General features: G+C 67.0%; 9 protein-coding genes. 2 read left to right on the top strand and 7 right to left on the bottom strand.

Annotated elements, in window-relative coordinates; translation table 11 throughout:
• Positions 1-18: 18 nt before the first annotated feature.
• Positions 19-762, top strand: coding sequence for a VacJ family lipoprotein (locus L2D00_00565; GenBank protein WBQ13195.1), 744 nt, complete (start codon positions 19-21; stop codon positions 760-762).
• An 88-nt stretch (positions 763-850) separates the two neighbouring features.
• Here L2D00_00565 and lon read toward each other — a convergent pair whose 3' ends face one another.
• Positions 851-3,250 carry an endopeptidase La gene (gene lon, locus L2D00_00560; GenBank protein WBQ13194.1) on the bottom strand — a complete coding sequence of 800 codons (2,400 nt, stop codon included), beginning with the start codon at positions 3,248-3,250 and terminating at the stop codon, positions 851-853.
• Between the two features lie 359 nt (positions 3,251-3,609).
• Here lon and L2D00_00555 point away from each other — a divergent pair, with 359 nt between their 5' ends.
• Entirely contained in the window at positions 3,610-6,210 is a 2,601-nt protein-coding gene (locus L2D00_00555) for a ligase-associated DNA damage response DEXH box helicase (protein WBQ13193.1), read from the top strand.
• Between the two features lie 165 nt (positions 6,211-6,375).
• Here L2D00_00555 and L2D00_00550 read toward each other — a convergent pair whose 3' ends face one another.
• The 6 genes from L2D00_00550 to gcvH form a co-directional block, all read right to left on the bottom strand.
• Positions 6,376-6,999, bottom strand: a complete 624-nt coding sequence (locus L2D00_00550; protein WBQ13192.1) for a glutathione S-transferase — start codon at positions 6,997-6,999, stop codon at positions 6,376-6,378.
• Between the two features lie 45 nt (positions 7,000-7,044).
• Positions 7,045-7,326 carry a hypothetical protein gene (locus tag L2D00_00545; protein ID WBQ13191.1) on the bottom strand — a complete coding sequence of 94 codons (282 nt, stop codon included), beginning with the start codon at positions 7,324-7,326 and terminating at the stop codon, positions 7,045-7,047.
• Positions 7,327-7,489: 163 nt separating this feature from the next.
• Positions 7,490-9,061, bottom strand: coding sequence for an aminomethyl-transferring glycine dehydrogenase subunit GcvPB (gcvPB, locus tag L2D00_00540; GenBank protein ID WBQ13190.1), 1,572 nt, complete (start codon positions 9,059-9,061; stop codon positions 7,490-7,492).
• Positions 9,061-10,407, bottom strand: a complete 1,347-nt coding sequence (gcvPA, locus tag L2D00_00535; GenBank protein ID WBQ13189.1) for an aminomethyl-transferring glycine dehydrogenase subunit GcvPA — start codon at positions 10,405-10,407, stop codon at positions 9,061-9,063. The genes gcvPB and gcvPA overlap by 1 nt, the downstream gene beginning before the upstream one ends.
• Positions 10,407-11,051 carry an FMN-binding negative transcriptional regulator gene (locus tag L2D00_00530; GenBank protein WBQ13188.1) on the bottom strand — a complete coding sequence of 215 codons (645 nt, stop codon included), beginning with the start codon at positions 11,049-11,051 and terminating at the stop codon, positions 10,407-10,409. The genes gcvPA and L2D00_00530 overlap by 1 nt, the downstream gene beginning before the upstream one ends.
• A 16-nt stretch (positions 11,052-11,067) precedes the next feature.
• A complete protein-coding gene (gene gcvH / locus L2D00_00525) occupies positions 11,068-11,433 on the bottom strand; it encodes a glycine cleavage system protein GcvH (protein WBQ13187.1) in 366 nt (121 codons plus the stop codon).
• Between the last annotated feature and the right edge of the window lie 23 nt (positions 11,434-11,456).

Genomic DNA, 11,456 nt, shown 5'->3' with positions numbered 1-11,456 from the left:
TTTTCAACCGGAGACGCCATGCGCCCCGCCCTGCCCGCTTTGATGCTCGCCCTTGCCACCGCCTTGAGCCTGTCGGCCTGCGCCGGCACCCCCGATGGCGCACCCGGCCACGCCAATGACCCGTTCGAGCCGGTCAACCGCGCCACGCTGGGCTTCAATGTCGCGGCCGACCGTGCCGTGGTCGGCCCGGCGGCGCGCGCCTATCGCGACTACACGCCGGGCTTTGTGCGCGCCGGTATCGGCAATGTGCTGCGAAACCTGCGTGAGCCGGTAGTGTTCGCCAATCTGATCCTGCAGGGCCAGCCCGGCCCCGCCGCCGACAGCGCCTTCCGCTTCGCCGCCAATACCACGGTGGGTCTGGGCGGGCTGTTCGATGTGGCCGGCGGCGAAGGCGTTCCACGCCACGACGCCGATTTCGGCGAGACGATGGCGGTCTGGGGCGTGGGCGAGGGCCCTTATGTGGTCCTGCCCTTCCTGGGGCCGTCCACGGTGCGTGATACCGGCGGGCGCGTCGCCGACCGCTACGCCCACCCGTTCAACTGGAGCACCCACGAGCCCGATGACGCCATACGCTGGACCGAACGGGTCCTGCGCGTGGGCGAGATCCGGCTGGAGTTGGAGGAAACGTTCGAGCGCATGGCGCAAGATGGCACGGACGAGCGCGAGGCCGGGACGGCGCAAGACCCCTATGTCCTGCTGCGCGAGATCTGGCTCGCCCAGCGCCGCGAACGGATCGAGGCGGCGAGAGCCGGACGCGATTAGGGGGCGGCGGCACCCGGATCACCCCGGCTCAAGGCCGGGGCGTCCGGGACGGCACCATGAGATGACTGCCGTTACGGGGAAGCCCGGCCTAATGCGCCCGCGCTTCGCCCGGCGCCGCTTCCGCCCTTGCCGCCGCCGCAAACGCGGCTTCGTCGGCTTCGCTCCATTCCACCGGCTGGACCTTGCCGGCCAGGGCGTGTTCGAGCACCTGGTCCACGGTTTCCACCGGGATGATGTGCAGGCCCTGTTTCACATTGTCCGGGATCTCGGCGAGATCCTTTTCATTGTCCTTGGGGATCAGCACCGTCTTGACCCCGCCGCGCAGCGCCGCCAGCAGCTTCTCTTTCAGGCCGCCAATCGGCAGCACCCGGCCGCGCAGCGTGATCTCGCCGGTCATGGCCACGTCCTTGCGCACCGGAATGCCGGTGAGCGCCGAGACAATGGCCGTGATCATGGCACCGCCCGCTGACGGGCCGTCCTTGGGCGTGGCGCCTTCAGGCACGTGCACGTGAATGTCGGTGGTGCGAAACACCGGCGGCTTCACGCCCAGGGCGGGCGCGCGTGACTGCACGTAGGAATTGGCCGCCGAGATGGATTCCTTCATCACATCGCGCAGATTGCCGGTGACCGTCATCTTGCCGCGTCCGGGCATCTTGACCGCCTCGATGGTCAGCAAATCGCCGCCCACCTCGGTCCAGGCCAGACCCGTGACCAGACCCACGCGGTCCTCCAGCTCGGTCTCGCCAAAGCGGTGTTTGCGCACGCCGGCAAAGTCGGCCAGATTCTCGCTGGTCACCGTGATGGTTTCGGCCTCGCCGCCCACCAGCTTGCGCACCGCCTTGCGGGCCAGGCGCGAGATTTCCCGCTCCAGATTGCGCACGCCGGATTCGCGCGTGTAATAGCGGATGAGATCGCGCAGCGCGCCATCTTCCACGACCCAGTCATCGCCTTTGAGGGCGTGCGCCTTCATCACTTTGGGAATGAGGTGGCGGCGCGCGATCTCCAGCTTCTCGTCCTCGGTGTAACCCGCGATCCGGATGATCTCCATGCGGTCCAGAAGCGGCTGGGGCATGTTGAGCGTGTTGGCCGTGGTGATGAACATCACGTCCGACAGATCGTAATCGACCTCCAGATAATGGTCGTTGAACGAGCTGTTCTGTTCAGGGTCGAGCACTTCGAGCAGGGCCGCAGACGGGTCGCCGCGGTAATCGGCACCCAGCTTGTCGATCTCGTCGAGCAGGAAGAGCGGGTTGGAACTCTTGGCCTTCTTCATCGACTGGATCACCCGGCCCGGCATGGAGCCGATATAGGTGCGCCGGTGGCCGCGAATCTCGGCCTCGTCACGCACGCCGCCCAGCGACATGCGCACGAACTCGCGCCCCGTGGCTTCGGCGATGGAACGGCCGAGCGACGTCTTGCCCACGCCCGGCGGTCCGACCAGGCACAGGATCGGCCCGCGCAGCTTGCGGGTGCGCGCCTGAACGGCCAGGTGCTCGATAATGCGCTCCTTGACCTTCTCCAGCCCGTAATGGTCACGCTCGAGCGTGTCCTCGGCCTTTTTCAGGTCATTGCGGACCTTCTTGCGCTTGTTCCACGGGATGGACAGGATCCAGTCGAGATAATTGCGCACCACGGTGGCCTCGGCCGACATGGGGCTCATCTGGCGCAGCTTTTTCATCTCCGCATCGACCTTGGCGCGGGCTTCTTTCGACAGCTTGGTCGCCTCGATGCGCTCTTCGAGCTCGGCCATTTCCTCGCGGCCGTCATCGCCCTCGCCCAGCTCGCGCTGGATCGCCTTCATCTGTTCGTTGAGATAATATTCGCGCTGGGTCTTCTCCATCTGCCGCTTCACGCGGTTGCGGATCTTGGTCTCAACCTGGAGGACGGAAATCTCCCCCTCCATCAGCGCAAACACCTTCTCCAGCCGCTGGGCCACGTCCGGATTGCCGAGCAGCTCCTGCTTGTCGGTGATCTTCACCGCCAGATGCGCGGCGATCGTGTCGGCCATCTTGGCCGGATCGGCGATCTCGCCCACCGCGGCCAGCGCCTCGGGCGGCACTTTCTTGTTGAGCTTGACGTAGTCTTCAAACTTGTCGCCGGCCGCGCGCATCAGCGCTTCCATCTCGGCCGCATCGCCGCCGGTTTCATCAACCAGGCGCGCCTCGGCCTCGAAATAGGCCTGGTTGTCGAGATAGCGCAGCACGTCCATGCGCCGCCCGCCCTCGACCAGAACCTTCACCGTGCCGTCAGGCAGTTTCAGAAGCTGCAGCACAGAGGCGATCACGCCCTGGCCATAAATCGCCTCGGACGACGGGTCATCGTCCGCCGCGCTCAATTGGGTGGCCAGCAGGATCTGCTTGTCGCCGCGCATGACTTCTTCCAGCGCGCGCACGGATTTCTCGCGGCCCACAAACAGGGGCACGATCATGTGCGGAAACACCACGATATCGCGCAGCGGCAGAAGGGGAAGGGTCCGGGTCTCGGTCATCAGCTTGGTTCTCCGCGCCCGTGACGATACGCGTCCGGGCGCCATCATGCCATGCGGGCCAGCGTCGCCCGCTTCGTGTGCAGACACAAGTGGAGCCCCGCACCCGCCCCTTCAAGTCAGGCCGGGCGGGCAGGTGCAGCGGTGGGTCTCCAACACTGCCGTCCCGGCCGACCCCGGACTTGATCCGGGGGAGAGCCGGGACCCATCCACCGATCTTGTCCGCCGTCGCGGCGGTTCAAACACAGCGGGATGGGTCCCGGACCGCCGCGTCGCGGCTTCCGGGAAAACCGGCGTGAGGGTGTCTGATCAGTCTTCCTCCCCCATCCCCTTTCCCCGCCCCTTGCGCTATCTCATGTCCCATGAGCGCCCTGCCCGCCCGTTTTGAAGCCTGGTTCGACGCGCGTGGCTGGGCGCCGCGGGCCCATCAGCTGGACATGCTGGCGGCGGCGCAGGCGGGCGAGGATGCGCTGCTGATCGCGCCCACCGGCGCGGGCAAGACGCTGGGCGGGTTTCTGGGCAGCCTCACCGAGCTGGCCGACCTGACCGAGGGCGCGGGCGCGGACCGGCCGCACCGCCTGCACACGCTTTATGTCTCGCCGCTCAAGGCGCTGTCCTATGATGTGGCGCGCAATCTCACCAATCCGGTGGCGGAGATGGGTTTGAACCTGCGCATCGAGACGCGCACCGGCGATACGCCGCCATCGCGCCGCACCCGCCAGCGCGCCTCCCCGCCCGACATGCTGCTGACCACGCCCGAACAGCTCGCCCTGTTCTGTGCACAGGAAAACGGTGCGGCGTTCTTTGCCGACCTCAGGGCCGTGATCATTGACGAGGTGCATGCGCTGGCACCGGGCAAGCGCGGCGATCTGCTGGCGCTGGGTCTGGCGGCGCTGTCCACCTACGCGCCGCACGCGCGCCGGGTGGGGCTGTCGGCCACCGTGATGGATGAGGCGGGCCATGCAAGCTGGCTGGCGCGTCAAAGCCCAAGCGAAAGCCGTCAGGCCCGCATCATCCGGGGCGCGCCGGGTGCCGCGCCGGTGGTCGAGATCATGACCCCCGACGCGGCGCGCATCCCCTGGGCGGGCCATTCGGGCCGCCACGCCATTGACGATGTCTATGCCCGCATCCGCGACGCGCGCCTGACGCTGGTCTTCGTCAACACCCGCTCCCAGGCCGAGTTCGTGTTCCAGATGCTGTGGGGCGTGAATGAGGACGCCCTGCCCATCGCCCTGCACCACGGGTCGCTGTCGGTGGAGCAGCGCCGCAAGGTGGAGGCGGCCATGGCGGCGGGAAAACTGCGCGCGGTGGTGTGCACCTCCACCCTCGATCTCGGCATTGACTGGGGCGATGTGGACCTGGTCATCCAGATGGGCGCGCCCAAGGGTGCCGCGCGCCTGATGCAGCGCCTGGGCCGGGCCAATCACCGGCTCGATGCGCCCTCGCGTGCCGTGCTGGTCCCCACCAACCGGTTCGAGCACCTCGAATGCGCCTGCGCGCGCGACGCGGTGAACGCCGGCGCGCTGGACGGGGAACCCTTGCGCGACGGCGCGCTGGACGTGCTGGCCCAGCATGTCATGGGCCGCGCCTGCGGTGATCCGTTCGAGGCTGATGCGCTGTATGACGAGGTGCGCCGGGCCGCGCCCTATGCGGGCCTTCAGCGCGATGTGTTTGACCGGGTGCTGGCGTTCGTGGCCACGGGCGGCTATGCGCTGGGCTCCTATGACCGGTTCCGGCGCATCGTGAAGGGGCGCGACGGGCTCTGGCGCGCCCGCAATCGCGACACCGCCCAGCGCCACCGGCTCAATATCGGCGTGATCATCGAAAGCCCGATGCTGGACGTGCGCCTGGCCGCCGGGCGCAAGGGTGCCACCACGCCAGCGCCTCCACCGCAGACCGCCAGCCTCAGCCAGCGCGCCGCGCCCGCGCGCCTCACCGCCCCGCCGTCCTACGCCGCCGGGGCACCCCTGCCCGCCGCTTCTGGAATCGCCCGCACGCCTGCCCTGCGCGGCGGCGGCCCGCGCCTGGGTCAGGTGGAGGAATGGTTTGCCGACCAGCTCACCCCCGGCGACACCTTCCTGTTCGCCGGCCAGATGCTGCGCTTTGAAGGGGTCAGCGGAACCGAATGCCTGGTCAGCCGCGCCAGCGGCACCGACCCGAAAATCCCCAGCTGGCAGGGCGGCAAATTTCCCTACACCACCTTCCTGGCCGAGCGGGTGCGCGAGCTGGTCCACACGCCCGACGCCTGGGACGGCCTGCCCGCCCAGGTGCGCGAGTGGCTGGCCCTGCAGAAAGAGCGCTCGCGCCTGCCCGAGCCTGACCGGCTGCTGGTGGAGACCTTCCCGCGCGGCGGCAAATTCTATCTGGTCTGCTATCCGTTCGAGGGCCGCCTGGCTCACCAGACCCTGGGCATGCTGCTGACCCGCCGGCTGGAGCGGGCACGCAAGCGGCCTCTGGGCTTTGTCGCCAATGAATATGCGCTGGCGGTCTGGGGCCTGTCCGACATGGCCGATTGCGATATGGCGGCCCTGTTCAGCGAAGACATGCTGGGCGACGATCTCGACGCCTGGCTGGCTGAAAGCGCGCTGATGCAGCGCACCTTCCGCAACTGCGCCCTGATCGCCGGCCTGATCGAGCGCCGCCTGCCCGGTCAGGAGAAAACCGGCCGTCAGGTCACGTTTTCCGCCGACCTCATTTACAAGGTCCTGCGCGAGCATGAGCCGGGCCACATCCTGCTCGAAGCGGCCTGGCAGGACGCCGCGTCCGGCCTTCTGGACATCCGCCGCCTCGCCGACCGGCTCGCCAAAGTCGCGGGCCGGGTCGATCACATGGCGCTCGCCAAAATCTCGCCGCTGGCCGTCCCCGTCATGCTCGAGGTCGGGCGCGAGGCGGTGTTCGGCGAGGCCGGCGACGCCATCCTGGAAGACGCCAGCGCGGCGCTCGCCAGCGAAGCGATGGGGTGAGGTGAGGGCGTCCGGTGCGCTTGAACCCGAAAATGGCCGTTTTGAACCCCTCAGGGCCGGTTCTGGACATTCAGAGGCCGGTTTTCGACCCGAAAAGAGGTGCCAGACGACCCCACGGGAAGGGGACAAGTGAGGGTGTGGGGTGGGGATAGGCGGAGCCGTCAATCAGTCCTGCGCCGTCACCTGACGCATCGCCTGGTGGGCGGGCCGGGCGCGGGCGCGGGTCAGCCAGTCGTGAACGGACGAACCTTCTGAAATCACACCGGCTTTTTCTGCTGCTTCCAGCTGGAATCCCATCAGGCAGTCCGCCGCGCTGAACGCCTCGCCAGCAAACCAGCTATGGCGTTTGAGGTGAGCCTCCACATGGCGCAGCACCTTGGCCCGCTCGGCCGCCATGAACTGCCCCAGCGGGCTCTCCATCAGCCCGCTGGGGCGCAGATACGCGTTCATCAGGAAGGGCAGGAAGACCGCGCCCTCGCTGGCGTGCATCCATTCGAGAAATACCGGCCAGGCCGCGCTGCCCGGAACCGGATGAAGCCGGTTCGCCAGATCGAATTTCTCCAGTAAATACTGCGCAATAGCACCTGTTTCGGCGAGCGTGCGCCCATCGTCGAACACCAGAACCGGGGCCTTGCCCAGCGGATGGATATCCCCCAGCGCCGCGGGTGCCAGACGGGTCTGCGGGTCACGGCTGTGGCGGACCAGCTCATAGGGGGTCCCCAGCTCCTCCAGCAGCCAGACAATGCGCTCGGAACGCGACTGACCGAGATGGTGCAGGATGATTGTCATGGGCGAACCCCTTGGATCTTAAATTAAATTTCTGACCGGCGAAATTCAGTCCTTTTCGCCTCGGTCAAACAAATGCTTGACCTTCTCCCAGACTTTCGGATGGCGGCGCAACCAGCCCGTGATCGCGCGGTGGGCGGTCTTGGAGGTGGCTGCCAACAGGATCAGCGCCAGGATCGCGAGCGGCAGCCCGAGCGGAATAGGCAGGAAAAACAACGGTATGGCAATGGCCAACATGAACAGGCCCAAGGCCACGCCAATAGCGCGCAGCACCGCCTGGACGATCTGCACAACCCCGTTTTTCCCCCAGCCGTTGAGATGATCGTTCATCGCCACCACATTCCAGCTCCCGCGTCCCGGCCGGTCACTGACGGGAGGGACATCAATCTAGAGCGCCAAACCCGGCCTGACCAAGGGGGCCGGGCCGGTTTGTGCAGTCAGTGAACGGATCGCGGGGCGAATTTGTGGCGCCGTGTCTCTGGCGCCGCGCCCGTTACTCGGCCGCCTGCGGCGTTTGCGCCGGCGGACTCCAGCGCAGGACCGGGCTGCGCGCAGCGCGTGTCTCGTCCAGGCGCTTGGCCGGCGCATGGCGCGGCGCAGCGGTGAAGCGCTCGGCCTCGCCGGCCTTGGCGGCCAGGGCAAGTCCTTCCAGCGTATCGCAAAACCGGTCCAGCGAGGCCTTGCTTTCGGTTTCGGTCGGCTCGATCAGCATGGCACCGTGGACCACCAGCGGGAAGTACATGGTCATCGGGTGATAGCCCTCGTCGATCATCGCCTTGGCGAAATCCAGGGTGGACACGCCCGTGCCTTTCAGGAAGCGGTCATCGAACAGGGCTTCGTGCATGCAGGTACCGTCGAACGCCGCCGTCATCACATGGCGCAGGCGCGCCAGCACGTAGTTGGCGTTCAATACCGCATCCTCGGCGGCCTGTCTGAGGCCGTCCGAGCCGTGGCTCATCATGTAGCTCAGCGCCCGCGTGAACATGCCCATCTGGCCGTGGAAGGCGACCATGCGGCCGAAGGGCTGACCCTCGGCTTCGTGCTCGTGCTCCACCAGGTGCCAGGTTTCGCCCTCACGCACCACGAAAGGCACGGGCACGAAGGGCGCGAGCGCCTGCGAAAACACGGTGGGACCCGAGCCCGGACCGCCGCCGCCATGGGGAGTCGAGAAGGTCTTGTGCAGATTGATGTGCATCGCATCGATGCCCAGATCGCCCGGCCGCACGCGGCCCACGATGGCGTTGAAGTTCGCGCCGTCGCAATAGAAATACCCGCCCGCCTCATGGATCAGGTCGGCGATTTCCTTGATATCGCGCTCGAACAATCCGCACGTGTTGGGATTGGTCAGCATGATGGCGGCCACGTCAGGCCCCAGCTTGGCCTTGAACGCCTCCATGTCCACGCGGCCCGTAGTGTCGGCGGGAATCTCGTCGCAGAAGAAGCCGCACTGCACGGCGGTGGCCGGGTTGGTGCCATGGGCGCTTTCGGGCACCAGCACACGCCGGCGTCCGGTTTCGCCGCGCGCGTCCAGCGCCGCACGGATCGCCATCATGCCGCACAACTCGCCATGGGCACCGGCCTTCGGGCTCATCGCCACGCACGGCGTGTTGGTCAGGACCATCAGCCAGTGTGCCAGCTCACCGATCAGCTCCAGCGCGCCCTGAACTGTGGACTGGGGCTGCAGCGGGTGGATATCGCCAAAGCCCGGCAGGCGCGCCATTTTCTCATTCAGGCGCGGATTGTGCTTCATGGTGCACGAACCCAGCGGATAAAGCCCCAGATCGATGGCGTAATTCTTCCGGCTCAGCCGCACGTAATGGCGCATGGTTTCAGGCTCGGCCAGACCCGGCAGGCCAATCTCGGCCTTGCGCTCCAGTCCGCCAATGCGCGATGGCGCGCCGGTCGGGTCGGGCAGATCCACACCCGTCACGTCCACACGCCCGCGCTCAAAGATCAGCGGCTCGGCCTGGTCCAACCCGCGCGAGCCGGAGAACGTGTCCTGATACGCACCCGCATCATGGGCGTGGAGCGGACGGGAGGGGCGGCCTTGTGCGTTCATGCTCATTACAGCACCTCTTTCAGGCCCGCCTCGAGCGCGTCGAGGTCGGCTTGGGTAGTGGTTTCGGTCGCGGCCAGCATCAGAAGATCGTCCAGTCCGCCTTTGGGGAACAACCGGCTGGCGGGCACGCCTGCCAGTATCCCCTTGGCGGCCAGCGCCTCCACGACGCCCGCGGCGGGTTTGGGCAGGCGGACAGTGATCTCGTTGAAGAAGGCGCTGTTGAGCACCTCCACGCCCGGCAGGGCGGCGAGCCGGTCAGCCATCTCGCACGCGCGCTCATGGTTCAGACGGGCCAGCGTGCGCAGGCCCGTCTCGCCCAGCAACGTCATGTGGATGGTAAAGGCCAGCGCCATCAGCCCGGAGTTGGTGCAGATATTCGACGTCGCCTTGTCGCGCCGGATGTGCTGCTCGCGCGTTGACAGGGTCAGCACAAAGCCGCGCCGCCCGTCGGCATCCACCGTCTCACCGGCCAGGCGGCCGGGCAGGTTGCGGATGAAATTGCGGTCGTCGCGGCAGGCGAACAGGCCCACATACGGCCCGCCAAACTGCAGGCCCACGCCCAGCGACTGGCCCTCGCCCACCACGATGTCGGCACCCATGGCCCCGGGGCTTTCGATCAGGCCCAGCGACACCACTTCTGTGAACACGGCAATCAGCAGCGCACCTTTGGCATGGGCGGCTTCGGCCAGCGGCCGCAGGTCATGAACCTGGCCGAACACGTCCGGGTTCTGCACCACCACGCAGGCGACATCGTCGGTCAGCGCGTCGCTGACCGCGTCGAGCCCGCCGGGCACCGGTGCCGCCGCCTCGATCTCGATATCCATGTATTTGGCCAGCGTGCGCGTGGCTTCTGCATAATGGGGATGCAGATTGCCGCTGAGCACGGCGCGCTGGCGCTTGGTGATGCGGCAGGCCATCAGCACCGCCTCGGCGCAGGCTGTGGACCCGTCATACATGGACGCATTGGCCACATCGGTCCCGGTCAGCAGCGCCACCTGGGTCTGGAATTCGAACAGCGTCTGCAGCGTGCCCTGGCTGATTTCAGGCTGGTAGGGCGTGTAGCTGGTCAGAAACTCCGAGCGCTGGATCAGATGATCCACCGTCGCGGGCACATGGTGCTTGTAAGCGCCCGCGCCCACGAAGAACGGCGCGGTGGAGGCGCTCAGGTTTCGTCCCGCCATTGCGGTGAAGGCGCGCTCCACTTCCAGCTCGGTGGCCCTGCGCGGCAGGTCCACGGGGCCTTTCAGCCGCGCCGCTTCGGGCACGTCGGCGAACAGCGCGTCCACGCTGGGTGCCCCGATCGTCTCCAGCATGTCTTTGCGGTCTTCAGGTGTCAGCGGCAGATAGCGCATCAGCCTCGCTCCAGTTCGCTCATCAGCGCCGCCGTCTGGCGGGCGCCCGGTTCAGGTTCGGCGTTCAGAAACGCCTTCACCCCGTCAAAGTCTGCGCCCGCCTTGTTCTGGCTGAGCTTTTTCGTCGCATGGACCTCGCGCACTGTCAGGCGCAGGCCCACAATTCCTTTCATGAGCGCCGACACATAGTCCGCCGGCGCGTCGGCGACAGACCAGGGCTGCGCGCGGCCCGATTCAAAGCGCTGCGTCAGCGCCTCGACCAGCGCGTGCAGCTGCGCCTCGTCCTCGAACACAACCGCATCGCCATGGGCTTCGGCGGCAACGTAATTCCAGGTTGGCACCGCGCGTCGATGCACCGCCTTGGACGGGTAGGCCGAGGCACTGACATAGGCGTGCGGCCCGGAAAACAATGCCATCGCCGGAGCGCCCTCGCCTATAGCGCACCAGATCGGGTTGGCCCGCGATACATGGCCCACCAGCGCCTCCAGCCCGCCATCTGCGGCGTGCTCCAGCGCCACTGGCGTGCGCGCCGCCACCAGGCCGTCCGGGCCATTCACCACGATCGTAGCGAAGGGCCAGGCCGCGATCACAGACGCCGCTTCGGCCCGGTCGGTGACAGCAAAGGCGTGCGGCGGCCAGCTCATCGCGCGATCAGCCCTTCTAACTCGTGTGCGCCTTGTAGGCAGCGTCATCCATCATGGCCTCAAGCTGGGCAGGGTCGGACAGCTTGAGCTTGACGAACCAGCCCTCCCCGTCCGGTGCCTCGTTGACCATGGCCGGCGTGCCTTCCAGCGCGTCATTGACCGCGACCACTTCGCCCGAGGCCGGGGCGTAAACCTCCGAGGCCGCCTTGACGCTCTCGACCACGGCCATTTCATCGCCCTGGGACAGGGTTTTGCCGATTTCGGGCAGCTCGACGAACACCACATCGCCCAGCTGCTCGGCGGCGTAGGCGGTGATCCCCACAACAGCGAAATCGCCATCGATGCGTATCCATTCATGGTCCTTGGTGTAACGGGTGGTCATGGTGCGTCTCCTCCAGACAATCA

Source organism: Hyphomonadaceae bacterium BL14 (assembly GCA_027627705.1).
In the GTDB taxonomy this organism is placed as follows: domain Bacteria; phylum Pseudomonadota; class Alphaproteobacteria; order Caulobacterales; family Maricaulaceae; genus Oceanicaulis.
Note: the sequence above shows the minus strand (reverse complement) of the source record. Positions and strands in the feature narration are given on the sequence as shown.